25 protein-coding genes are annotated in these 25,282 nt (G+C 33.2%); 9 read left to right on the top strand and 16 right to left on the bottom strand.

Annotated features, from left to right (window positions below; translation table 11 throughout):
* Positions 1-215: 215 nt before the first annotated feature.
* From BKM63_RS17905 to BKM63_RS17855, 11 genes are all read right to left on the bottom strand, one after another.
* On the bottom strand, positions 216-1,328 hold the full coding sequence (locus BKM63_RS17905) for a FecR family protein (RefSeq protein WP_071637924.1): 1,113 nt from the start codon (positions 1,326-1,328) through the stop codon (positions 216-218).
* Between the two features lie 89 nt (positions 1,329-1,417).
* Positions 1,418-2,029, bottom strand: coding sequence for an RNA polymerase sigma factor (locus BKM63_RS17900; protein ID WP_071637923.1), 612 nt, complete (start codon positions 2,027-2,029; stop codon positions 1,418-1,420).
* Positions 2,030-2,490: 461 nt separating this feature from the next.
* Complete coding sequence (locus tag BKM63_RS17895) at positions 2,491-2,919, bottom strand: hypothetical protein (RefSeq protein ID WP_071637922.1); 429 nt, start codon at positions 2,917-2,919, stop codon at positions 2,491-2,493.
* Positions 2,920-3,086: 167 nt separating this feature from the next.
* Positions 3,087-3,959, bottom strand: coding sequence for a succinate--CoA ligase subunit alpha (sucD, locus tag BKM63_RS17890; RefSeq protein ID WP_071637921.1), 873 nt, complete (start codon positions 3,957-3,959; stop codon positions 3,087-3,089).
* An 86-nt stretch (positions 3,960-4,045) separates the two neighbouring features.
* Positions 4,046-4,408 (bottom strand): nuclear transport factor 2 family protein, encoded by a 363-nt coding sequence (locus BKM63_RS17885; RefSeq protein ID WP_071637920.1) that lies wholly within the window; start codon positions 4,406-4,408, stop codon positions 4,046-4,048.
* Position 4,409: 1 nt separating this feature from the next.
* Positions 4,410-5,339 (bottom strand): UDP-3-O-(3-hydroxymyristoyl)glucosamine N-acyltransferase, encoded by a 930-nt coding sequence (locus BKM63_RS17880; protein WP_071637919.1) that lies wholly within the window; start codon positions 5,337-5,339, stop codon positions 4,410-4,412.
* A gap of 91 nt (positions 5,340-5,430) precedes the next feature.
* Complete coding sequence (efp, locus tag BKM63_RS17875; RefSeq protein WP_057122993.1) at positions 5,431-5,997, bottom strand: elongation factor P; 567 nt, start codon at positions 5,995-5,997, stop codon at positions 5,431-5,433.
* Between the two features lie 93 nt (positions 5,998-6,090).
* On the bottom strand, positions 6,091-6,876 hold the full coding sequence (gene lpxA / locus BKM63_RS17870) for an acyl-ACP--UDP-N-acetylglucosamine O-acyltransferase (RefSeq protein ID WP_071637918.1): 786 nt from the start codon (positions 6,874-6,876) through the stop codon (positions 6,091-6,093).
* Between the two features lie 74 nt (positions 6,877-6,950).
* Positions 6,951-8,339 (bottom strand): bifunctional UDP-3-O-[3-hydroxymyristoyl] N-acetylglucosamine deacetylase/3-hydroxyacyl-ACP dehydratase, encoded by a 1,389-nt coding sequence (locus BKM63_RS17865; RefSeq protein WP_071638165.1) that lies wholly within the window; start codon positions 8,337-8,339, stop codon positions 6,951-6,953.
* On the bottom strand, positions 8,332-9,375 hold the full coding sequence (gene lpxD, locus BKM63_RS17860; protein WP_071637917.1) for a UDP-3-O-(3-hydroxymyristoyl)glucosamine N-acyltransferase: 1,044 nt from the start codon (positions 9,373-9,375) through the stop codon (positions 8,332-8,334). Before lpxD ends, BKM63_RS17865 begins: the two co-directional genes overlap by 8 nt.
* 39 nt (positions 9,376-9,414) lie before the next feature.
* The gene (locus BKM63_RS17855) at positions 9,415-10,644 is read right to left on the bottom strand and encodes an HD domain-containing protein (protein ID WP_071637916.1); all 1,230 of its coding nucleotides are present in this window, start codon (positions 10,642-10,644) and stop codon (positions 9,415-9,417) included.
* Between the two features lie 224 nt (positions 10,645-10,868).
* Here BKM63_RS17855 and BKM63_RS17850 point away from each other — a divergent pair, with 224 nt between their 5' ends.
* The 4 genes from BKM63_RS17850 to BKM63_RS17835 all read left to right on the top strand — a co-directional run bounded on the left by BKM63_RS17850 (position 10,869) and on the right by BKM63_RS17835 (position 14,798).
* Positions 10,869-12,422, top strand: coding sequence for a bifunctional response regulator/alkaline phosphatase family protein (locus BKM63_RS17850; protein ID WP_071637915.1), 1,554 nt, complete (start codon positions 10,869-10,871; stop codon positions 12,420-12,422).
* 182 nt (positions 12,423-12,604) lie between these two features.
* Complete coding sequence (gene tsaE, locus BKM63_RS17845; RefSeq protein WP_071637914.1) at positions 12,605-13,012, top strand: tRNA (adenosine(37)-N6)-threonylcarbamoyltransferase complex ATPase subunit type 1 TsaE; 408 nt, start codon at positions 12,605-12,607, stop codon at positions 13,010-13,012.
* Between the two features lie 175 nt (positions 13,013-13,187).
* On the top strand, positions 13,188-14,387 hold the full coding sequence (locus BKM63_RS17840) for an alanine dehydrogenase (protein WP_071637913.1): 1,200 nt from the start codon (positions 13,188-13,190) through the stop codon (positions 14,385-14,387).
* A 36-nt stretch (positions 14,388-14,423) separates the two neighbouring features.
* The gene (locus BKM63_RS17835; RefSeq protein WP_071637912.1) at positions 14,424-14,798 is read left to right on the top strand and encodes a DUF4258 domain-containing protein; all 375 of its coding nucleotides are present in this window, start codon (positions 14,424-14,426) and stop codon (positions 14,796-14,798) included.
* A 135-nt stretch (positions 14,799-14,933) separates the two neighbouring features.
* On the opposite strand, the gene BKM63_RS17830 is transcribed toward BKM63_RS17835, so the two are convergent.
* Entirely contained in the window at positions 14,934-15,599 is a 666-nt protein-coding gene (locus BKM63_RS17830; protein WP_071637911.1) for a uracil-DNA glycosylase, read from the bottom strand.
* A gap of 135 nt (positions 15,600-15,734) precedes the next feature.
* Here BKM63_RS17830 and BKM63_RS17825 point away from each other — a divergent pair, with 135 nt between their 5' ends.
* Positions 15,735-17,900, top strand: coding sequence for an endonuclease MutS2 (locus BKM63_RS17825; RefSeq protein WP_071637910.1), 2,166 nt, complete (start codon positions 15,735-15,737; stop codon positions 17,898-17,900).
* A 408-nt stretch (positions 17,901-18,308) separates the two neighbouring features.
* Positions 18,309-18,722, top strand: coding sequence for a thiol-disulfide oxidoreductase DCC family protein (locus BKM63_RS17815; RefSeq protein ID WP_071637908.1), 414 nt, complete (start codon positions 18,309-18,311; stop codon positions 18,720-18,722).
* A gap of 218 nt (positions 18,723-18,940) precedes the next feature.
* On the opposite strand, the gene ettA is transcribed toward BKM63_RS17815, so the two are convergent.
* From ettA to holA, 3 genes are all read right to left on the bottom strand, one after another.
* Positions 18,941-20,632, bottom strand: a complete 1,692-nt coding sequence (gene ettA, locus BKM63_RS17810) for an energy-dependent translational throttle protein EttA (protein WP_057119783.1) — start codon at positions 20,630-20,632, stop codon at positions 18,941-18,943.
* Positions 20,633-20,710: 78 nt separating this feature from the next.
* Positions 20,711-20,893 carry a CAL67264 family membrane protein gene (locus tag BKM63_RS17805; protein ID WP_071637907.1) on the bottom strand — a complete coding sequence of 61 codons (183 nt, stop codon included), beginning with the start codon at positions 20,891-20,893 and terminating at the stop codon, positions 20,711-20,713.
* A gap of 67 nt (positions 20,894-20,960) precedes the next feature.
* Positions 20,961-21,965 carry a DNA polymerase III subunit delta gene (gene holA / locus BKM63_RS17800; protein ID WP_071637906.1) on the bottom strand — a complete coding sequence of 335 codons (1,005 nt, stop codon included), beginning with the start codon at positions 21,963-21,965 and terminating at the stop codon, positions 20,961-20,963.
* A 101-nt stretch (positions 21,966-22,066) separates the two neighbouring features.
* Here holA and BKM63_RS17795 point away from each other — a divergent pair, with 101 nt between their 5' ends.
* The 3 genes from BKM63_RS17795 to BKM63_RS17785 are packed head-to-tail and all read left to right on the top strand — an operon-like array spanning position 22,067 to position 24,427.
* Entirely contained in the window at positions 22,067-22,519 is a 453-nt protein-coding gene (locus tag BKM63_RS17795) for a type I restriction enzyme HsdR N-terminal domain-containing protein (RefSeq protein ID WP_071637905.1), read from the top strand.
* A 20-nt stretch (positions 22,520-22,539) separates the two neighbouring features.
* A complete protein-coding gene (locus tag BKM63_RS17790; RefSeq protein WP_071637904.1) occupies positions 22,540-23,559 on the top strand; it encodes a glycosyltransferase family 2 protein in 1,020 nt (339 codons plus the stop codon).
* A gap of 34 nt (positions 23,560-23,593) precedes the next feature.
* Positions 23,594-24,427 carry an OmpA/MotB family protein gene (locus tag BKM63_RS17785; RefSeq protein WP_071637903.1) on the top strand — a complete coding sequence of 278 codons (834 nt, stop codon included), beginning with the start codon at positions 23,594-23,596 and terminating at the stop codon, positions 24,425-24,427.
* 187 nt (positions 24,428-24,614) lie between these two features.
* On the opposite strand, the gene BKM63_RS17780 is transcribed toward BKM63_RS17785, so the two are convergent.
* Entirely contained in the window at positions 24,615-25,235 is a 621-nt protein-coding gene (locus tag BKM63_RS17780) for an L-threonylcarbamoyladenylate synthase (RefSeq protein ID WP_012024981.1), read from the bottom strand.
* Positions 25,236-25,282: the final 47 nt, after the last annotated feature.

Raw genomic sequence — 25,282 nt, 5'->3', positions numbered from 1 at the left:
TAAGTGTCGAAAATGTTACAGCATTTCGACACTTTTTTTTGCATTGTACTTTTTTACATAGGCATAATTTATTTCTGGTTGAGTTTAGTTTTTGGTTGTTTTTTTATAAAAAAGAAATAGAAATCAGCTTCATTTTCTTTTGAGAAAATAAGATTATACTTTAAAAAAGGAGTTATTAAAAAATAGAGATGTGCAATTACAGTTACACAAAAAAATTAATTACAGCCTTCTGAAGTGATAATAATTTGATTTCCGTTCATTTCGAAACTAGTGTTACCTCCTATGCTTTTACAGACAATTTTCAATTTTTCTGTCAAAGGCTGATCGCTCAAAGATGTCGTTAAATGACATTCTCTTAGTTTATTTTTTGGATAATCGATATCTACAAGATAAGCCTGCTCAATCGTTTCTAAAATTTGCGAAACTGGAATATCATTAAATTCAAAACTCAGCTGTTCAATATTACCAACACTCTGGACTAATACCGGATCTTGCGTAATATTTGTGATTTTATTGAATTTCATGTCATTCCGTAAAAATCGCAGTGCCTGATTGGGCAGTAACACGATTTCTTCTTCATTTGATTTAGAAATCAATTCATTCGATTTTACCTTAACTTTACCGGTACGTACCAGGATTTCTACATCTGGCTGATCAGAATAAGCTTTAACTCTAAAACTAGTCCCAACAACTTTTGTAACAATCTCGTTCGCATAAACGAAAAAAGGCTTTTTAGGATTTTTACTAATTTCAAAGAAACCTTCGCCGGATAAATACACCTTTCTTTCGTTTCCGGTAAAGATTTTAGGGTAACTCAATTTACTATCAGGCTGTAATAAAACAGAACTTCCGTCTGATAATGTAATAATTTGTGGTTTATTAGAATTATTGGTTTGTTCTACTAATCCCTCATTGTTTTTATCAATAAGTTCTTTGTAGGTTACAATTTGACTCTCGGCTGCAGCATAATTATTATAATACCATGTGGCAGCTAAGCCTATAACTAAAGTTGCGGCTATTCCGGAAAGAAATCGTCTTTTGAACAAATTTAAGTTTGAACTTTGAACCGTTTTTTGATTTTCTTTCTCACGAATTTTGAACCAGGTATTCTGTAACGCTCTGTGAATATCAGATTTTGTTAATTCACTGTCAGGAATTTTCATTGCAAGAAGCAGTAATCTTGCATCTTCCACTAGTTTTGCACGTTGACGACTTTCTAAAGTCCACTCTTCCCAGCCGTCATTATCAATTTTTGACAAGACCCATGACTGGAATGATTCATCAGATAAAAAATCTTCTATTTCGGTATATTTATTACGTTTTTGCATCTAAAAATAAGGTTACAAAAACATAGAGGACAGTTTTCTTATTATATACTCACCAAATTATGATTTTTTTTAAACTTTTTTAAATTTTTTCAAAGAGAGCTTGAAAATAGTAAGGCAATTAAGGATAAAGCACCCTTCCATTCTTTGCGAAGGGTAAGTAAACCGCGATGTAACAAGTTACTGGCAGACTGATAATTAACATCCAGCATTTCTGCAATTTGTTCGACAGAAAGCGCCTGATGATAACGCAGATACAAAGCTTCTTTTTGTCTGGCGGGCAATTCGTTTAATAATTTATTAAGATAAGTAACTTTTTCTTTTGTAGCATAATCATCGTCTAACAGATCATTTTCAACAGAAAATTCTAAAAGAAAGGCAATATCATCAGTACTTGACGTTTTTCTAAAAATATGATCGCGTTCGTATAAACGCGCAATTCTTTTTCTCACACTTGATAATAAATAAGCCTTTACAACGACAGTACCTTGTAAAGAATTTCGATAAACCCAAATATCGGTAAAAACGTCCTGAACACAATCCTGCACTTTTTCCGCATACGGAGAAAGTGAGTTTCCGTAACTGACCAGATCGCTGTAATAACGTTCAAATAAAAGCGAGAATGATTTCTCATCGCCTATAATTAAATCATTCCAAAGCGTATTGTCATCAACTGAATTGATTGGTAGAATTCGGGTCTTCATAATTGCGTGGTATTGCTCTAAAAATAGCAGTATTTCTTAATGTAAAGAATACACTATTTTAACATTATCGTTTCCTTTTGTTCGATAAATATATAAAAGCAAATATTTAAAACCAATTATTTTACACAAAAGACACACTATCCTAATAACAAGAAATGCTTCTTTCTTTTGATACGACTGGGTTCTTAATGAAATGTTAAAATTATTTTTAATTAAGATATATTCTAAAATTATAAGATTTTACACAATTATTTTTGTTTTTAAGATTTAATAATTTTAGTAATCAGAGTCCTCATTTTTGTTTTGATTTTCTAAAACAATAAGCTCCCGAATATCAAATTTTACAAGCATTTTCTGATCTCGACAGGTTTAATAAAGCAAAGAAAAAACTGTCGCTTAATAAAAAAAAGCCTTACTATTTCCAGCAAGGCTTTTGATTTATTTTTATTAAGAAAGTGCTTTTAGAAAGCTACATTCCATCTTGGTAATTTTGCATTTTCGTCTAAGAAGTTTTGCAAAATCTGTCCTTCAACGGCAGTTGGAATTGCTTTTACATCTGCGTTAAAAGTTTCGTACCAAAACACTTCAAGAACCGAAATATTTTCTAATTTCATTTGCGCAGGCCAAGAATATTTTCTTCCTGTTTTTGCAAATTGATGGCCATTTACGATTTTATCATATAAGCCTCCGTTTTTACTTTTTAAAGTTCCATCGTTTTGAACTGTTCCTGTAGAGCCTACCATGATTAATTCTTTTGAATCTCCGTCAATTTCATAAACAACAAAAACCCCAGCACTTCCTTCCGGAGCATTGCAAACTTCTTCTAAACTATCATTTACAGTAAAAGTAAAACTATTACCTGATTTGAATTTTTCTAATTCTTTGTACATATTTCTTTTTTAAGCCTCTGAGATACTGAGGTTCTAAGATGCTGTTATTTTTTCTATTTATACCTCAGTATTTTTTAAAATGTAAAAAAGTCTCAAGTAAAAATTGAGACTTTTTTGGATTTTTTTTATTTTATCCCGTTCCGAAGTTTCGGGATCGGGACTGGAGATTATCCAAGTACTTCTTTTACTTTTTTACCAATTTCAGCTGGTGAATCAACAACAAAAATTCCGTTGTCTCTCATAATTTGTTTTTTAGCAGCAGCTGTATCATCAGAACCACCAACAATAGCACCTGCGTGACCCATTGTTCTACCAGCAGGAGCAGTTTCTCCAGCGATAAAACCAATAACTGGTTTACGGTTACCATCAGCTTTAACCCATCTTGCAGCATCAGCCTCTAATTGACCTCCAATTTCACCAATCATAATGATTGCTTCAGTTTCAGGATCGTTCATTAATAATTCAACAGCTTCTTTAGTTGTAGTTCCAATAATTGGATCTCCACCAATACCAATAGCTGTAGTGATTCCTAAACCTTGTTTTACAACTTGGTCTGCTGCTTCATAAGTTAAAGTTCCAGATTTAGAAACGATACCTACAGTTCCTTTTTTGAAAACGAAACCTGGCATAATTCCAACTTTAGCTTCACCTGGAGTAATTACACCCGGGCAGTTTGGTCCAATTAATCTAGAATTTCTTTCTTTAACATAATTATTTGCTTTAATCATATCTGCTACAGGAATTCCTTCTGTAATAGCAATAATTACTTTAATTCCGGCATCAGCAGCTTCCATAATTGCATCAGCAGCAAAAGCTGGCGGAACAAAAATGATAGAAGTATCAGCTCCAGCTTGATCTACAGCGTCTTTTACTGTATTAAAAACCGGACGGTCTAAATGGCTCGTCCCTCCTTTTCCTGGAGTAACACCACCAACAACATTAGTACCGTACTCAATCATTTGAGAAGCGTGGAAAGTTCCTTCGCTTCCTGTAAATCCCTGAACAATTATTTTGGAATCTTTATTAACTAAAACACTCATGATATATATTTTATGTAGTTTTTAAATTTGTGTTGCAAAAATAAGGTTTTGTAATGTATTTTGCCTCTTTTATTGTCAAAAAAATATTAAGAAAATTGACTCATTTGATAACCTCTATAAAGTTTATCATCTTTTATTTGCCAAATTGTAGCAAAATGTGCCAATAACATTTCCTCACGCGGATTCTCGATTGTTTTTACATAATGAGAATAACGTACTGAAACTAAATCGTCTTCAGCAATAATATGACTGATTCTTACCTTAGAACGCACATAAGCTCTGCTGAGTTCATTTGCCAGCTCTAATATTGAATCATGATTCAATTCGATAAATCCTTTACTGCTGTTCCACTCGATTATAACCTCTGGATGCAAATAGGTTTTTAGAACTTCACTATCAATTAAGGCATCAGACTTATAAAATTTTTGAACAAATTCTTTTATAGACATATTACTTCAATTTATTTAGAATTTCAGGAATCTTTTTGATATTGGCTAATTGTTTTAACTTTTCTCTTGATTCTTCGATTGGAGTTCCAAAATAGGATTTGCCTCCTTCTACTGATTTAGTAACACCTGTCTGTCCCATAACAACAGCTTTCGCTCCTATCGTGATACCGCTGGTTGTACCAACCTGACCCCAAATTGTCACTTCATCTTCTATAACAACACATCCGGCAATACCGGTTTGCGAAGCTATTAAACATTTTTTACCAATAACGGTATCATGTCCAACATGTACCTGATTATCCAGCTTTGTTCCTTCTCCAATTGTTGTATCACCTGTAACTCCTTTGTCGATAGTACAAAGGGCGCCAATTCCAACATTATCTTCAATTACTACCCGGCCACCAGAAATTAACTGGTCGAATCCTTCGGGACGTTTTTTATAATAAAAAGCATCAGCTCCCAAAATAGTTCCGGCATGTATCATTACATTATCACCAATTACGGTATGATCGTAAATAGTAACATTAGGATGTATTATACAGTTTTTACCAATTGTAACATAATTTCCAACAAAACAATTAGGCTGAATTACAGTTCCTTCTCCAATAGTTGCAGAAAGAGCGATTGATACATTTGTTGATTGAAAAGGTCTAAAATGTTTCGTTAAAGTATTAAAATCTCTGAATGGATCATCAGAAATTAAAAGAGCTTTACCTTCCGGACAATCAACTTTTTTATTAATTAAAACAATTGTTGCTGCAGATTGTAAAGCTTTGTCATAATATTTTGGATGGTCTACAAAAACAATATCACCTGGTTCTACAACATGAATTTCATTCATGCCTAAAACCTCAAAGTTTTTGTCACCAATAAATTCGCAGTTAAGCAAATTTGCAATTTCTTCTAAAGAGTGAACTTTTGGAAATTTCATATATTTATTTAGTTTTTAGTCTCAGTTTTCAGTCTCAGTTTTCAATCAACAAACTGAAAAACTGTGACTGAAAACTGAAAACTTATAAAAACTACTCTTTTACACGCTCCATGTAAGAACCTGAAGCTGTGTCGATTTTAATTTTATCACCTTCGTTGATGAACAACGGAACGTTTACAGATGCTCCAGTTTCTACGGTTGCATTTTTTGTAGCGTTTGTAGCTGTATTTCCTTTTACTCCCGGCTCTGCGTAAGTAACTTCAAGAATTACAGATGCCGGCATATCTACAGATAATGGCAAATCAGTTTCAGTATTAATCTGAACCATTACATTTGTTCCTTCTTTTAACAAATCTGGAGCATCCAGAATGTTTTTATTTAAAGAAATCTGCTCAAAAGTCTCTGCATTCATAAAGTGAAATTCATCACCTTCTGGATATAAATACTGAAATGTATGTGTTTCTACTCGAATTACATCAATTTTATGACCTGCAGAAAAGGTATTATCCAATACTTTACCTGAGGTTAAACTTTTTAATTTCGTTCTTACGAAAGCTGGACCTTTTCCAGGCTTAACGTGAAGAAATTCAATGATTTTATAGATATCGTGATTAAATTTAATACACAATCCATTTCTAATATCTGATGTAGATGCCATTTGTTTTTGTTTTATTTATTTTCTGTTAAATCGTTCAATCGTTTAACTGTTTATTCGGTTGAACGATTAAACAAATAAACAATTAAACTTATTTTAATAATTCCCTGAATAGCCTTTCATAATTCCTCTTGATGAATTTCTGATAAAATCAAGAATTTCATCTCTCTCCGGAGTCGCTTCCATTTCAGCTTCGATAATACTTAATGCTTGTGTTGTATTATAATTCTTTTGGTATAAAATTCTGTAAATTTCCTGAATTTCTCTAATTTTTTCAGTACTAAATCCTCTTCTTCTTAAACCAACTGAGTTTATACCTACATAAGATAATGGTTCTTTAGCTGCTTTTGTATAAGGAGGAACATCTTTTCTTACCAAAGATCCTCCAGAAATCATGGCATGATCTCCAATATGAATAAACTGGTGAATTGCTGCCAAACCGCCAATTACAGCATGGTTTCCAACAACTACGTGACCTGCTAATGCAACACCATTTACAATAATAGCATTATTTCCAATCTCACAATCGTGCGCGATGTGGGCATATGCCATAACTAAACAATTATTTCCCAGAATAGTTTGTCCAGAAGCAATTGTACCTCTGTTAATAGTAACACATTCTCTAATGGTACAATTATCTCCAATGATTGCCAAAGATTCTTCTCCACCAAATTTTAAATCCTGAGGTACAGCAGAAATTACAGCTCCCGGAAAAATGTTACAATTTTTTCCAATTCGAGCTCCTTCCATAATGGTCACATTTGAACCAATCCAAGTACCATCACCAATAACAACATTATTGTGAATTGTTGTAAAAGGCTCAATTACAACGTTTTTAGCGATTTTCGCGCCAGGATGAACATATGCTAATGGTTGATTCATCTATGTTTTATATTTTAAATTAAAATAATCTAATTTGAGGGCAACAAACGTAAACAATAAATTTGATTAATTTATTATTGTTTTCTTGCAATTTGTGCCATTAATTCTGCTTCGGTTACTAATTTTCCGTTTGCGTATGCATTTGCCTGCATGTGGCAGATTCCTCTTCTGATAGGAGAAATCAATTCGCATTTGAAAATTAGAGTATCACCCGGCAATACTTTATGTTTGAATTTAACATTGTCAATTTTCATGAAATATGTCAAGTAATTCTCAGGATCCGGAACAGTACTCAGAACTAAAATCCCTCCTGTTTGTGCCATTGCTTCTACAATTAAAACTCCCGGCATTACTGGAGCTTCAGGAAAATGTCCTACGAAGAAATTCTCATTCATCGTAACATTCTTTAAACCAACCACGTGACGATCAGACATTTCGATAATTCTGTCAATCAACAAGAATGGAGGTCTGTGAGGCAGCATTGACATGATTTTATGAATATCCATCAATGGCTCTTGATTTAAATCATAAACAGGAACATGATTTCTTTGTTCTATTTTAATGATTTTTGCCAGTTTTTTAGCAAATTGCGTATTTACAAAATGCCCTGGTTTATTCGCAATGATTTTACCTTGAATGCGAACTCCTATAAGAGATAAATCTCCAATAACATCAAGAAGCTTATGTCTTGCCGCTTCGTTTGGATAGTGTAATGTAAGATTATCTAAAACGCCGTTTGGTTTTACTGAAATCTCATCTTTACCAAACGCTTTCTTTAAATTTTCCATTGTAGCCTCAGAAATCTCTTTATCTACATATACGATAGCATTGTTTAAATCGCCTCCTTTAATTAATCCATGCTCCAGTAAAGATTCCAGCTCATGTAAAAAACTAAAAGTTCTTGAATTTGCGATTTCATCTTTAAAATCGGCAATACTTTTAAGCGTAGCATTTTGTGTACCTAAAACTTTTGTACCAAAATCAACCATAGTAGTTACCTGGTAATCGTCGCTTGGCATAACCAGAATTTCGCTTCCTGTAGCTTCATCAGTAAATGAAATAACTTCTTTTACTACATAAACATTACGGCTTGCGTCTTGCTCTTCGATTCCTGCTTTTTCAATTGCTTCAACAAAATATTTTGATGAACCGTCCATAATAGGCAGTTCAGAGGCATTCAATTCAATAATAATATTATCCAAATCGCAACCAACTACTGCAGCTAAAACGTGTTCCGGAGTTTGTATTTTAACACCTAATTTTTCTAAATTAGTTCCTCTTTGCGTATTAACAACATAATTAGCGTCAGCCTCAATGACTGGTTGACCTTGCAAATCTACTCTGACAAAAGTGAAACCATTATTAATTGGAGCTGGTTTAAAAGTCATTGTAACTTCTTTACCAGTGTGCAATCCAACTCCTGTTAGTGAAATTTCATTTTTGATGGTCTTCTGTTTAACCATTATTTCCATTTTTTGGGTTTATTATTTGTTTTTTTATTTCTTCTACTTCGGCAACAATTTTAGGAAGATTTTTAAAATGAACGTACGATTTATTAAAATCAGTATATCCAAGTGACGGAGTTCCTTGCAGCACTTCATCATCTTTAATGTTTCTTGCTACTCCAGACTGTGCCTGAAGCCTCACATTATTTCCTATAATTAAATGGCCTGCGATACCTACCTGCCCGCCAATCATACAGTTCTCGCCAATTTTAGTAGAACCTGCAACTCCGCTTTGTGCAGCAATTACAGTGTTTTTACCAATTTCAACGTTATGAGCGATCTGAATTTGATTGTCTAATTTAACTCCTTGTCTGATAATTGTAGATCCCAGAGTTGCTCTGTCAATTGTAGTATTGGCACCAATATCTACATTATCTTCAATAATAACATTACCAATTTGCGGTACTTTACTATAAACTCCTTCTTCATTTGGTACAAAACCAAATCCATCTGCACCTATTATAGTTCCCGAATGAATAGTGCAATTGTTTCCAATCACAGTTTCTGAGTAAATTTTTGCACCCGCAAAAATAAACACATTATCACCAATAACAACATTATCGCCAATAAAACTGTTTGGGTAAATTTTTACATTATCGCCTAAAACTACATTTTGACCAATATAACTAAAGCTTCCTAAATAAAGATTTTCTCCATATTTAGTCCCTTCTGTCATAAAAGACTGCGGCTCGATTCCATTTTTATTCAATTTTACCTGATTGTAAAAATGTAATAGTTTAGAAAACGAAGCATACGCATCTTCAACTTTTATTAATGTAGTGGTGATTTCCTGTTCAGGTATAAAGCTGTCATTAACAATTGTAACTGACGCTTTTGTAGTATATATGTAATTGATATATTTTGGATTAGCCAAAAAAGTGAGAGATCCTTCTTCTCCTTCTTCTATCTTAGAAAGTCGAGAAACTTCTGCATTGGGATTCCCAACAACTTCTCCTTCTAAAATTCCTGCTATTTGTTCTGCTGTAAATTTCATCGCGACAAAAATATAAAAAATAGATTTTAAATGTTAATTTTAGATAAGTTGTTTTGGAAAACAGATATAATATTTTGTCACCAATTTAGATAACGATTTCAAATTCAACTGGTCAGAAGCTTCAACTACGTCTTCAATTGTTTTATCTTTTTTCAAAATTCGTATCGGTTCGGCTTCTTTACTGTATGCCTGATTCTTAATTTTCCCTCTAAAAATAAAATAACCCGCATCAACCGCCGAAATATGGTGCGCTTCTGCGAATTCTTCTTTTAACGATTGAGATTCTTCCATCGGAATTTTTTCTGCACTAAGCTTAATTTTCAATAAATCTCTGTTAATGATCATTTTACTTAACGTAGAAAGAATAAAATCGTTATTTCTCTGCCATGCTTTTAAGGCACTTATAATATCAAAATCATCTAATTGAGCAAATAAATCCAGTTTTTCGGCGTCAAAATCTTCCAACGTAATCTTATTTTGCATAAAATACATAAGAGGTTCACTGCAAGGTAGTTTTATTCCTTTTAAAGTCAGTTCTTTTGCTCTTTTTAACACTTTCATCAAAATTAATTCGGCTACCAGACTTGTTTTATGCAAATAAGCCTGCCAATACATTAATCTTCTTGAAAGCAGGAATTTTTCTACCGAGTAAATTCCTTTTTCTTCTATGACTAAAACATCATCTTCAACATTCATCATCTGGATTAAACGCTCAGAATTTACATTTCCTTCAGCAACCCCGGTGTAAAAACTGTCTCTTTTCAAGTAATCCATTCGATCCATATCTAATTGACTTGAAATCAATTGAAGCATGAATTTTCTGTGGTACTCTCCTTTAAATACCTGAATAGCAAGCGTTAGTTTTCCTTCAAATTCTTCATTCAGCCTGTTCATGAATAATAAGGAGATGGCTTCGTGGTTCACATCTTCAACAATACTTTTTTCCATAGCATGCGAAAACGGCCCGTGCCCTATATCATGAAGCAAAATAGCGATTAACAATGCACATTCTTCTTCATTTGAAATAGCAACACCCTTAAAACGAAGTGTTTCTACTGCTTTCTGCATTAAATGCATACATCCTAAAGCATGATGAAAACGCGTATGATTGGCTCCCGGATAAACCAAATACGACAATCCCATTTGTGAAATACGGCGTAAACGCTGAAAATACGGATGCTGGATTAAATCGTAGATAAGTTCATTGGGGATAGATATAAACCCGTAAATTGGGTCGTTGAATATTTTTAACTTGTTAATTTGAGTCACTAGCTGGCTATTTTTTTGGTCAACAAATATAAGTAAATAAGTATAAACCTATTTCAGTTTTTAACTTAAAATGCCGTTATTTATTATAAGTAATTTCCTAAACATTAATTATAAAGAAAAAATATATAAAAATTATTTTCAGTTCTTCATTCCTAATTTTATACTATTTTTAATACTTTTTAAGTTCTATACTTTTAAATTGCATTAAAAATTAAAACTCTCTTATGGACAAGATCAAAATACTTTGGGTCGATGATGAAATCGATCTTTTAAAGCCACATATATTATTTTTAGAAAAAAAGAATTACGAAGTTACAACCTGCAACAACGGGCTTGACGCAATTGCTTTGTTTGAAGAAGACAATTTTGATATTGTTTTCCTTGACGAAAATATGCCGGGAATGAGCGGTTTGGAAACTCTTTCTGAAATGAAAGAAAAAAAATCGGCCATCCCGATGATTATGATTACTAAAAGCGAGGAAGAATATATAATGGAAGAAGCCATTGGTTCTAAAATCGCCGACTATTTGATAAAACCAGTAAATCCAAATCAGATTTTATTAAGTTTAAAGAAAAACCTGGACGATTCGAGATTAATTTCTGAAAAAACCACCTTAGATTATCAGAAAGAATTCCGTAAAATTTCAATGGAATTAGCGATGGTAAACTCTTATGAAGACTGGGTTGAATTATATAAGAAACTTCTTTTTTGGGAATTAAAACTGGAAAACATTAACGATCAGGCCATGATCGAAATTTTGGAATCTCAAAAAGTCGAAGCCAATTCGCAATTCGGGAAATATATCGAAAGAAATTACGAAGACTGGTTTGCTCCAAAAGCAGACAAACCAATTCAATCACATAATTTATTTAAGGAATTAGTTGTTCCGGAAATTAAAAAGAAAGACAAGCCTATTTTGTTTGTCGTAATTGATAATCTTCGATATGACCAATGGAAATCATTTGAAACCGTAGTTTCTAACTATTACAAATTAGAAAAAGAAGTTCCGTACTTTTCAATTCTTCCAACAGCTACTCAATATGCCAGAAATGCTATTTTTTCAGGTCTAATGCCTTTAGATATGGAAAAACAATTTCCGCAATATTGGAAAAATGATGTTGAAGACGGCGGAAAAAACCTTTATGAAGCCGAATTTCTTTCGGCACAAATAAAACGCCTGGGATTAAACATTAAGGAAGATTACTTTAAGATTACCAATTATGCCGGCGGAAAAAAACTGGCAGAAAACTTTAAGGCTTTAAAAGGAAATGACTTAGTTACTGTCGTTTATAATTTTGTTGACATGCTTTCTCACGCCAAAACCGAAATGGAAGTAGTTAAAGAATTAGCCTCAGTTGATAAAGCATATCGTTCCTTAACATTAAGCTGGTTTAAAAATTCTCCTCTATTAGAAATCATTCAACAAGCGCAGCTTTTAGGTTTCAAACTAATTTTAACGACAGACCACGGAACAATTAATGTAAAAAATCCGTCGAAAGTTGTGGGAGATAAAAATACAAGTCTAAATTTGCGTTACAAAACAGGGCGTAGTTTAACATACGAACAAAAAGATGTTTATGTAGTAAAAGAACCAAAAACAATTGGTTTACCCGCTATAAACATGAGCAGTTCGTTTATTTTTGCCAAAAATGATTATTTTCTGGCTTATGTAAACAACTATAATCATTATGTGAGTTATTACAAAAACACCTACCAGCACGGCGGTATTTCGTTAGAAGAAATGATTATTCCGTTCTTGGTATTTAACCCGAAATAAAAAAGTTTTCAGTCACAGTTTTCAGTAAAAAAGTTGCCACGAATTTCACTAATTAGCACGAATTTATTTTTAAAATATTATTTAATTAGCGAAATTCGTGGCAAAACAAAACATATAAAGAATAATATAAACCAAAGCCTCAAAGAGAAAAAACCTTTGAACCTTTGTAACTTTAAAAAAAAATGAACATCGTTTTTTCATTAGATCAAATTCAAGAAGTTGCCCAGCAGATTTTAGATTCAAATCCTAAAAAAATCATTCTTTTTAACGGAGAAATGGGCGTTGGAAAAACTACTTTAATTAAACAGTTGTGCAAAAGTTTAGGCGTAAAAGATGCAACCAGCAGCCCTACCTTTTCTTTGGTTAACGAATACTATACTTCTGATAATCAAATTGTATATCATTTTGATTTTTACAGATTGAATAAAGAAACAGAAGCACTCGATATGGGGGTTGATGATTATTTGTATTCCGGAAACTGGTGTTTTATCGAATGGTCTGAAAAAATTGCAAGCCTGCTGCCTGAAGATACTTCAACAATAACAATTGAGTTATTGGCAGATGGAAACAGGGAATTGAAATTAGCATAAATGACTTTGCGTCCCGAAACTTCGGGATTGCGGAAATCTTAGCGTACTTTGTCATAAAATTTAATATAAAAATCCTCAAAAAATATATTAACACTGAACTTTACTATTAGCAGAATTTTTGCACTAATTTTAAAACTTTTTACGTAATTTGTACCCTTAATTTTTTGCACAATCCATGTCAATTACTTTAACTCCATTTACAAAACAACAGTTAATTCCTCAAGAAGAAAAACTGGAGGTTGGTCGTTTTAAAAGAGAGCTTTTCATAGGGATTCCTAAGGAAACAAGCTACCAGGAACGCCGTATCTGTTTAACGCCCGATGCTGTAAATTCTCTAACTTATGAAGGTCATCGTGTTATGATCGAATCTGGAGCCGGAGAAAGCTCGAGTTACACTGATAAAGAGTATTCTGATGCTGGTGCAGAAATTACAAAAGATACCAAAAGAGTTTTCGGCTGTCCGTTTTTATTAAAAGTAGAACCGCCTACATTAGCCGAAATTGAAATGATAAATCCGGAAACAGTTATCATTTCAGCCATTCAATTAAAAACTAAAAAGAAAGAATACTTTGAAGCTTTGGCACAAAAAAAGATTACAGCCTTAGCTTTTGAATATATTAAAGACGAAGACGGTTCTTATCCTGCCGTTAAATCCTTAAGCGAAATTGCCGGAACAGCTTCCATTCTTATCGCTGCCGAATTAATGATTACGAATGAATTCGGGAAAGGTCTTCTATTTGGTAACATTACAGGAGTTCCTCCTACCGAAGTGGTTATTCTTGGTGCCGGAACCGTTGGCGAATTTGCCGCAAAAACCGCAATTGGATTAGGTGCCAACGTAAAAGTTTTTGATAATTCGATTACTAAATTACGTCGTTTACAAAATAATTTAAGCCAAAGAATATTTACTTCTACTATTCAGCAAAAAGCACTATTAAAAGCCTTAAGACGCTGTGATGTAGCCATTGGTGCCATGCGTGGAAAAGAACGCTGCCCGATTGTGGTAACCGAAACAATGGTAGAACACATGAAAAAAGGCGCTGTAATTGTAGATGTAAGCATCGATACCGGCGGTTGTTTTGAAAGTTCTGAGGTAACAACACACGAAAAACCAACATTCATTAAAAATAATGTTTTGCACTATTGTGTACCAAACATCCCTTCAAGATATTCCAAAACTGCTTCATTATCAATAAGTAACATCTTAACACCTTACCTTCATCAGATAGCCGAAGATGGTGGTATCGAAAGTGCAATAAGATGCAATAAAGGCCTTAAAAACGGCATTTATTTATACCACGGAATTCTAACAAATAAAGCTATTGGCGACTGGTTCGACCTGCCAGACAACGATATTAATTTACTTGTATTTTAAAGGAACTTTAATGTACCTTTGCAAAAATTTTATTTCATGAAGTTCGTACACCGTTTTGCATATTATTTGATTGGATTAGTAATGGGATGCTTTTTTGTAGCCCTTGTATTTAGTGGTAAAGACACGCGCTGCAACTATTTTCCAAATGCCAGAGTTTTAAACAATCTAAGAACAAAACCATTTCAATATTCAGATAAAGCCATTCAGACTTTAAACGAAAAATGGATTGATACCGCTGATATCAAAAGTACTTTAACATACGGCGATGTTGATTTTGATCAAAGTAATGTTCCGTTTAATAAAGGAAAATTATATATCATTGAAGGAAAAACAGCCAAAAATCAAGAGATTATTTTAAAAGTAGTAAACTATGAGAAGAAAGCTGTTCTTGAAGAGATTATTAAAAAGTAATATAAATTAAATCTTTTGTTTCTCGCAGATTCAGAAGATTTTTTTTTAAATCAAAATGCTTTCCATAGACGAACAAAGAAGCAAAGTTCTCCCTTTGCCCCTTTATTCCTCTGCAAATTTGTTGCTTATAAAAAATTACCACTCAATTTCTTTCAATCCTTTTGATTTCAAAAAAGCATTCGTCTGGCTGAAATGTTTGTTTCCAAACCAAAACCCTCTGTTAGCGCTTAGTGGAGAAGGATGTCCTGATTTTAAAATATGATGTTTAGATGCGTCTATTAATGCCGCTTTCTTTTGGGCAAAACCGCCCCACAGTAAAAAGACCACATTTTCTGTTTCGGCCGAAATTTGTTTAATAACGGCATCGGTAAATTTTTCCCAGCCTTTTCCCTGATGACTTCCTGCCTCGGATTGTCGAACGGTTAAAGTTGCATTTAAAAGAAAAACACCCTGATCTGCCCATCGTTCTAAATTTCCGGTTTTGGGAATGGGTTTTCCTAAATCAGTTTCAATTTCTTTGAAAATATTATATAAAGATGGAGGAAACGGAATGCCGTCGTTTACAGAAAAACATAAACCATTTGCCTGATTTGGTCCGTGATAAGGATCCTGCCCAATAATAACAACCTTTACCTGATCAAAGTGACAATGGTCAAAAGCAGAAAAAATCTGATTTCCCTTTGGATAACAAACTTTAGTCGAATACTCAGATTTTACAAATTCTATTAATTCGTTGAAATATGGTTTTTCAAATTCTTCATTCAAAACTGGTTTCCAAGAAGAATGCATTTTTACGTCCATAATAATTTTTTATGCGAATTTCAGAAATTTTTAAGTAAAATCATACTTTAACAAACAATAAAATAACACTAAAACTTTACAGTATTCAATGATACAATTTTTGTATTTTTGCCTGTACTTTCTTAAAGAAATTAAATGATTAGTATTACCGAAAAAACATTACAAGACTTACAATTTCCAACAGTGCTAGAAACCATTTCGGCCGGCTGTAATACAGATATTGGAAAAGAAAAAGCTTTAAACATAACTCCTTTTAGAGACAAAGAAACTTTGATGCAGGCTTTAATGCAGACATCAGAATATGTTTCGTCTTTTCAAAATAATAACGCAATTCCAAATCACGGATTTGATGCTATAACTCACGAAATTAAGTTTTTAGCAATCGAAGACAGTTTTCTGGAAGTGGGCAGTTTTAGAAAAATCGCAACACTTTCTTCTACAACAAATGTATTGCTGACCTTCCTTAAAAAATTTGACGATTATTATCCAAATTTAAATGCTAGAGCATCACGTGTCGAATATACAAAAGACATTGTTACCTTAATAGATGCAATTGTAGATAAATACGGCGAAATAAAAGACAACGCCTCACCTGCCCTTTTGAGTATTCGTCAGAATATGAATTTGGTTCGCGGAAAAGTAAACCAGAGTTTTGGCGTGGCACTTACACAATACAATAGTTTAGGATATTTAGATGATATCAAGGAAAGTTTTGTTCAAAACCGACGTGTTTTGGCTGTTCTTGCTATGTACCGACGAAAAGTAAAAGGCTCTATTTTAGGTAGTTCTAAAACCGGAAGCATCGCTTACATCGAACCTGAAGCTACTTTAAAATATTCAAGAGAATTAGCAAATCTTGAATACGAAGAAAAAGAAGAAATTACCCGCATATTAAAACAATTATCAAATGCAATTCGACCATTTTTGCCTTTATTAATTGAATATCAGGATTTTTTAAGTGACATTGATGTGGTTGCCGGAAAAGCTAAATATGCAAATCGTATCAATGGAATTTTACCAACAATTACAGAAGAAAGAAGATTGTTTTTTAGAGAGGCTTATCATCCCATTTTGTATTTGAACAACAAACAAAAAAACGAAGTTACGCATCCGCAGACGATTGAATTAAAACAAGAAAACCGAATTATTGTAATTTCAGGGCCAAACGCCGGAGGAAAAACAATTTCGTTAAAAACCGTTGGTTTATTACAATTAATGCTTCAATCCGGAATGCTGATTCCGGTTCATGAACGAAGCGAAACTTTCTTGTTTGACAGAATCTTAACCGATATTGGAGACAATCAATCTATTGAAAATCATCTTAGTACATATAGTTACAGGTTAAAAAACATGAATTACTTCTTGAAGAAATGTAACAAGAAAACCATGTTTTTAATAGACGAATTTGGTACTGGTTCTGATCCTGAATTGGGAGGTGCTTTGGCTGAAATTTTCCTTGAAGAATTTTACCATCGTGAAGCATTCGGAATTATTACTACACATTATTCAAATTTGAAAATTCTGGCAAACGAATTGCCTTTTGCTACAAATGCGAATATGATGTTTGACGAAAAGTCGTTAGAACCGATGTACAGACTGGCTCTGGGACAAGCCGGAAGTTCGTTTACGTTTGAAGTAGCACAAAAAAATGGTATTCCGTTTGGATTAATTAATCGTGCGAAAAAGAAAATCGAAGTGGGCAAAGTTCGTTTTGATAAAACTATTGCTACGCTTCAAAAAGAAAGATCGAAGCTCGAAAAAACTTCTTTGAATTTAAAAGAAGAAGAAACCCGTGCGCGTGAGGAAAGCAAAAAGATGGAAAACATCAATGTAAAAATCAAACAAAAACTGGAAAGCTATCAGGAATTGTACGACAGTAATCAGAAGACGATTTACATTGGACAAAAAATTGAAGATATTGCTGAGAAATATTTCAACAACAAAAACAAAAAAGAACTGATTGGTGAATTTTTGAAAATAGTTGAGATCGAAAATTCAAAACGCAAAAAGGCAACTCCAAAAGAAACCAAAGCGATAATTGAAAAGAAAAAAGAAGTTATTGCTGAAGTGACAGTTCAAGTTGAAGAAATACGTAAAGAGAAAAAAGAAAAGAAATTAAAACCAGTTATCGAAAAACCAAAACCAATTTTAAAAGTTGGTGACCGCGTGAGAATGTTAGACGGAAGATCTGTGGGAAGTATCGACTCGATCGAAAAAAATAAAGCGACCGTAAATTACGGAATCTTTACATCGAAGGTGAGTTTAGATGAATTGGAATTAGTTGAAGCAGGAAAGAAGTAAGTATTTGGTTTTCAATAGCAGTTTTCGGTCTTAAAAAACACGGAAATTGGTCAAAAATCAAAATAAGGCGATTTAATCAAGTGTTTTCTGAAAGTGAATTACGAAGATCGAAATTTTATAAAAATAGCTTAAAAATAATTTATGAAAGCTGTTTTTGATTTGTAAAAATTATTGATTTTTACATTCTTATAAATTATTTTTATAACATTAATTATCCTCATTTTTGTCATTCCGAGGAACGAGGAATCTCCGAAAGTAGCTCCGCAAAGTTTTTCTAATCTTTGTAGAATTTTATCGCGGAGATTCCTCGTTCCTCGGAATGACAAACTAGATGTTACAGCTTTATCAAAGTTCAAAACTTTGACAAAGCTTAAAACTTGAAACCTTAAATTTGAAACTTTTTCCAAAATGCAAAATCTTCCAAAAAATAAAAAAATAATCCTCTTCGACGGCGTTTGTAATTTATGTAATGGCGCAGTTCAGTTTATCATTAAACATGATAAAAAAGATGTTTTTCGTTTTGTGGCTCTGCAATCAGAATTGGGAAAAGAAATCTGTAATTATATTGGTGTTGACCAAACAAAAATCGACAGTATTATTTTGTATAACCCTGGTGTTGCTTATTATTATAAATCTTCAGCAGTTATTGAAATTGCAGAAGAACTTGGAGGAATTTATAGTTTCATGTCTGTTTTTAAAATTTTTCCTGAGAAACTTAGAAATTATATTTACGATTACATTGCCAAAAACAGATACAATTGGTATGGCAAAAAAGAAAGCTGCATGATTCCTACTCCGGAATTGAAAGCGAAGTTTTTGTGAAAATAAATTTTATATTTTTTGTCAGACTGAGCGAAGTTGAAGTCACGCGCGTATATCGACAATCGATATACTCTTTGTGTTAATTTCCTATATTATTACTTTGCGGGACTTCGACTTCGCTCAGTCTGGCATAGAATAAGAATAACAAAAAAATCCCAAATTCTAAATCATCACGATTTGGAATTTGGGATTTTTAATTTGAAATTTATTAGAACTTATTATCTAATTAATTTTCTGTATTTCAAACGTTTTGGAGTTAAATCACCACCTAAACGTTTCTTTTTGTTTTCTTCATAATCAGAGAAACTTCCTTCGAAGAAATAAACTTCAGAATCTCCTTCAAAAGCCAAAATGTGCGTACAGATTCTATCTAAGAACCATCTGTCGTGCGAAATAATTACGGCACAACCTGCAAAATTCTCTAAACCTTCTTCTAATGCACGAAGCGTATTTACGTCTAAGTCATTCGTTGGCTCATCCAGTAAAAGTACGTTTCCTTCTTCTTTCAATGTCATTGCTAAGTGTAAACGGTTACGTTCTCCACCAGACAACATCGAAACTTTTTTGTTTTGTTCTCCACCGCCAAAATTGAAACGAGATAAGTAAGCTCTTGAGTTCACTTGTTTTCCGCCCATCATAATTAATTCCTGACCGTCGGCAAAGTTTTCCCAGATCGATTTATTCGGATCAATATTAGAGTGAGACTGATCTACGTAAGCAATTTTAACTGTTTCTCCAACAGAAAATTCTCCACTGTCTGTAGCCTGTTCTCCCATAATCATTTTGAAAATAGTCGATTTACCAGCACCGTTTGGCCCGATAATTCCAACAATACCTGCTTGTGGCAAAGTAAAATTCAGATTATCGTATAATAATTTATCACCAAAAGCTTTGGCAACATTTTTTGCTTCGATAACATTTGTACCTAAACGCGGACCATTCGGAATATAGATTTCCAGATTTTCGTCCAATTGTTTTTGGTCTTCATTTAATAATTTGTCGTAATTCTGTAAACGTGCTTTTTGTTTTGTCTGGCGTCCTTTTGCACCTTGGCGAACCCATTCTAACTCACGTTCTAAAGTTTTTCTGCGTTTAGAAGCAACTTTTTCTTCCTGCGCCATACGGTTTGATTTTTGGTCTAACCAAGAAGAATAGTTTCCTTTCCATGGAATACCTTCTCCTCTATCCAGCTCTAAAATCCAACCAGCCACATTATCAAGGAAATATCTATCGTGCGTTACCGCAATAACAGTTCCTGAATATTGCGCTAAGTGCTGCTCTAACCAAAGTACAGATTCAGCATCAAGGTGGTTGGTAGGCTCATCCAGAAGTAATACATCTGGTTGCTGCAATAACAAACGACATAAAGCTACACGACGACGCTCACCTCCAGAAAGGTTTTTGATAGGCGTATCACCTTCAGGCGTACGCAAAGCGTCCATTGCAATTTCTAATTTAGTATCTATTTCCCAAGCGCCAAGAGCATCAATTTTATCTTGCAAAGCCGCCTGACGGTCCATCAATTTATCCATTTTATCTGGATCTGAGTAGTTCTCCTCAAGACCAAATAAATCATTAATTTGGTTGTATTCTTCTAAAACCGCCATAGTTTCTGCAGCTCCTTCACGAACAATTTCGATTACAGTTTTAGAATCATCCAAAATTGGTTCCTGCTCTAAATAACCTACAGTATAACCTGGTTGAAAAACAACATCACCCTGGTAGTTTTTATCAACTCCTGCAATAATTTTTAAAAGTGAAGATTTTCCAGAACCATTAAGACCCAAAATACCAATTTTAGCTCCGTAAAAAAAGCTCAAATAAATATTTTTAAGTACTGGTTTGTCTGCTCCCTGATAGGTTTTACTCAATTTCTGCATTGAGAAAATTACTTTCTTATCGTCTGACATATTATGTTATTATTTTTAATTTTAATTATTCTTCTAGTAACTATTTTGCAATTGATTTTTACCATTGCCGTCTTTTTATCAAACCCTACCTTTTAAAGCATTAAAAACCCAGGCATTAGCAAAAAAGCCAACACCTGCTGCCGCAAATCCCCAGCCAGAAACATCTCTGTATCTAAAAGCACCAAGACCTATAAGCAACAATCCCATAAGTACCATTATAAAAGTAGCCCATCCTAAAACGGTATTTTTATTCATTCCCATAATTGTGTAATTATTATTTTTAAGTAGTAAATTTTTTAGAGAGGCAAATATCGTGAATTTTCACGGCTTAATTAAATATTTTATAAAGCATTTCTTTTAGTAAATCCGACTGCGGTAAAGCATTGGCTCCAACCCCTTTACTTTTAACATCAATATCACGTAAAGCGCCCACGATCTGACTAACTTTTCGCATTGGGTAATTCTTTACGGCCAAGTCGTACTCTTTTAAAAAATAAGGATTTACACCAATTGCTGCAGCCACGTTTTTTGGGTTTTTATCTTTAAGTCCGTGATATTTTAGTAGCTGCACAAAAAAACCAAAGACTAATCCGGTTGTCATTACAAGTGGATATTCCTTTGGATTATGCGCGAAGTTTTCTGCAATTTTATAAGCCTTAAGCTGGTTTCGTTCTCCAATTGCTTTTCGAAGTTCGAATACATTATAATCTTTACTAAACCCAATGTTTTCCTCGATATGCTGGGGAGTAATCATTGTTCCCTGAGGCAGTATAATCTGCAGTTTTTCGAGTTCATTATTGATTTTACTCAAATCTGTACCCAAAAATTCTACCAGCATTGCGTTTGCTTTTGGGTCGATGGTATATTTTTTTCCTGCTAAAACACGTTTTATCCAGTCGCCGACCTGATTTTCGTATAATTTTTTACTTTCGTAAACAACTCCTTTTTGCGCCAAAAGTTTGGTTACTTTTTTACGTTTGTCCAGCGTTTTATATTTATAGCAAAAAACCAAAACAGTTGTTTCCATCGGATTATTTACATACGATTCAATTTTATCAATTGTTCTGGACAAATCCTGTGCTTCTTTAACTATAACAACCTGACGTTCAGCCATCATAGGATAGCGCTTGGCCGTAGAAACTATATCTTCTACAGAAACATCTCTTCCGTATAAAACCGTTTGATTAAATCCTTTTTCTTCTTCAGCCAGTACATTTTGTTCTATATATTCAGACAGCTTATCTATATAATAAGGTTCTTCACCCATTAAAAAATAGATTGGCATTATATTTCCTGCCTTGATATCGTTAACAATTTTTACAACTTCGTCCATTAATTCTAGTTTTCAGTGTTCAGTATCAGTGTTCAGTTTAATCTCTAAATAAATAATTAACTAATTTTCAAATTGACTAATTTTCAAATTATATTTGCTTTATGTTAAAGCTTAATTTCCCTACTTATACTTTCCGATTCAAAAATAGCGAAAATAAAGTGTCTATTTTTGATGAAATCAGGAAAAAATTTATCATTCTTACTCCCGAAGAATGGGTTCGTCAGCATGTTGTTCATTATTTAATTCATGAAAAAAAATATCCCAAATCCCTCATCAATGTAGAGAAAGTTTTAACAGTCAACGGATTAAGAAAAAGATATGATGTAGTGGTATTCAATTCAGATGGTTCTATACATATATTAGTAGAGTGCAAAGCGCCGGAAGTTAAAATATCACAGGCAACTTTTGATCAAATTGCCCGTTATAATATGACAATGCAGGCACGGTTTTTGAATGTCACAAACGGACTAAGCCACTTTTATTGTCAGATGGATTTTGAAAACGAAAGATATGAGTTTTTAAGAAACCTGCCTGATTATAAAGAAAACCATTAAAAATAAATAATTAAATACTTTTGGATAAAATAGCAGTTGTAATTTTAAATTGGAACGGAGTAAAATTGCTTGAGCAGTTTTTACCTTCTGTTATTCAATTTTCAGAAGGTGCAGCAATTTATGTCGCTGATAATGATTCTACAGATAATTCTGTTGAATTTGTTAAAGAAAATTTCCCTATCGTTAAGATTGTAAAAAACACAGGCAATTATGGCTTTGCAAAAGGCTACAATGATGCCTTAAAACATATAGATGCTGAAATTTACGCATTAGTTAATTCAGATATCGAAGTAACCGAAAATTGGCTTAAACCAATTCTTGAAACTTTTGAAAAAGAAAAACAAACAGCTATTGTTCAGCCTAAAATTCTGGATTTTAAAAACAAAGAATATTTTGAATATGCCGGAGCAGCCGGTGGATTTATTGATAAATACGGATTCCCTTATTGCAGAGGCCGAATTTTTGACACTGTTGAAAAAGACAATGGCCAATACAATGACAATTGCGAATTATTTTGGGCTTCGGGCGCCTGTTTCTTTATTAGAAAAGAGGTTTATGATGAATTAGGCGGCTTTGATGAAACCTTTTTTGCCCACCAGGAAGAGATTGATTTATGCTGGCGTGCCGCAAATGAAGGACATATTATAAAATATAACTCAGAATCTGTTGTTTATCATGTTGGTGGCGCTACATTACAGCAGGGAAACCCAAAAAAAACTTATCTAAACTTTAGGAATTCATTATTGATGCTGGTCAAAAATCTGCCAAAAAAAGGGCTGTTTTTTGTGATTTTCTTCCGGATGGTTTTAGACGGCATTGCAGGTGTACGCTTTCTTACACAGGGCAAGTTTCAACATACTTTTGCCATTTTAAAGGCACATTTTTCTTTTTATTGCATATCTTTAAAGTATCTTAAAGAGCGAAAAGATTTTCAAATACAGCAATACTATACTGTAAAAAGTATCGTTTTCTTGTATTACATAAAGAAATTACGGGTTTTTAAAGAAATCTTTAACAGTAATCAAAATATTAAAAACTAAATTTGTAATCAACGTTTAATTAAATATAATACCTATGAGAAAAATAGTTATCGCACTATCAGTATTAATGGCCCTAACTTCGTGTGTATCGAAAAAGGAATACGCAGCGCTAGAAGCTAAGCAAAAAGAGACCCAAGATTTATTAAACTCTTGTACAGTTAAATTAAATTCTTGTCTAGAAGAAAAAGCAGGATTAGCAGCAACAGCTGAAAGCTATAAACAACATAATCAAGACTTAATTAACAGCTCTAAAGATTTAACAGTTTTAACTACTAAAGGTGCTGAAAACCTTGAAAAATCTTTGGAAAGCTTAAAAGAGAAAGATTTAAAAATCTCTAGACTTCAAGATGCTCTTACTAAAAAAGACAGTGTAACTTTAGCATTGGTTACAAGTTTAAAAGGTGCAGTTGGAATCAACGATCCAGATATCGAAATCAATGTTGAAAAAGGAGTTGTATTTATCTCTATCGCTGATAAATTGTTATTTAAAAGCGGAAGCTACGACGTAACTGATGCGGCAAAAGGTGTTCTTGCTAAAGTTGCAAAAGTAGTAAACGACAAACCTGATTTTGAATGTATGGTTGAAGGTCACACTGATAATGTACCATACAAAAGCAATGGAATTATTTTAGACAACTGGGATTTAAGTGTTAAACGTTCTACATCTATTGTTCGTGTATTAACTAACGACCTTGGTGTTAACCCAGCTAAATTAATTGCTGCAGGTAGAAGTTCTTATGTACCATTAGTAGCTAATGATACTCCAGAAAACAAAGCTCGTAACAGAAGAACTCGTATCGTTGTTATGCCTAAAATTGATCAATTCTACGATATGATCGAGAAAGAAATGAAAAAACAGGCTAAATAATTTGTAGTAACATACCAGATTATACAGAAAAAGCAGGTCAATTGACCTGCTTTTATGTATCCTTAATTTTTTTAATAACCAATTAAATATAAATCAAGAATAGCATTATTTTTAATTAACTAACTAAATTTTAACTATACTAAAGTTAGTTATATTTTTTTAACTTTTATACGATTTAAGTATTTATTTACAAAATATCAATATCGCCTTTCCCTTCTCTTACCACAATTGGCTCATGTTCAGATAAATCAATTATCGTCGAACCAACGTTATCCCCATAACCGCCGTCAATTACCATATCAACCAGATTCTGCCATTTCTCAAAAATTAATTCCGGATCTGTAGTATATTCTATTACATCATCTTCATCTCGAATCGAAGTCGAAACTATCGGATTTCCAAGCTGGCGAACAATTTCTAAAACAATATTATTATCAGGGACACGAATACCTACCGTAGTTTTCTTTTTAAACTCTTTGGGTAAATTGTTATTTCCCGGCAAAATAAAAGTGTAAGGCCCAGGTAAAGCTCTCTTTAATATTTTGAAAGTCGAAGTATCAATTTGGCGCACATAATCTGATAAATTACTCAAATCATGACAGATAAACGAAAAGTTTGCTTTCTCTAATTTTACCCCTTTTATTTTTGCAATTTTCTCTAAAGCTCTCGAATTGGTAATATCACAACCTAAACCATAAACGGTATCTGTTGGATAAATTACCAAACCACCATTCTGAAGCACTTTTACAACCTTTGCAATTGCCGCTTCACTAGGTTTATCCGGATATATTTTTATGAACTCAGCCATTATGTTTTTGTTTCAAGTTTTTAGTTGTTTCAAGTTTTGTTTTAAAA

It is taken from the genome of Flavobacterium johnsoniae, assembly GCF_001879205.1.
GTDB classification, from domain to species: Bacteria; Bacteroidota; Bacteroidia; order Flavobacteriales; family Flavobacteriaceae; genus Flavobacterium; species Flavobacterium johnsoniae_A.
Note: the sequence above shows the minus strand (reverse complement) of the source record. Positions and strands in the feature narration are given on the sequence as shown.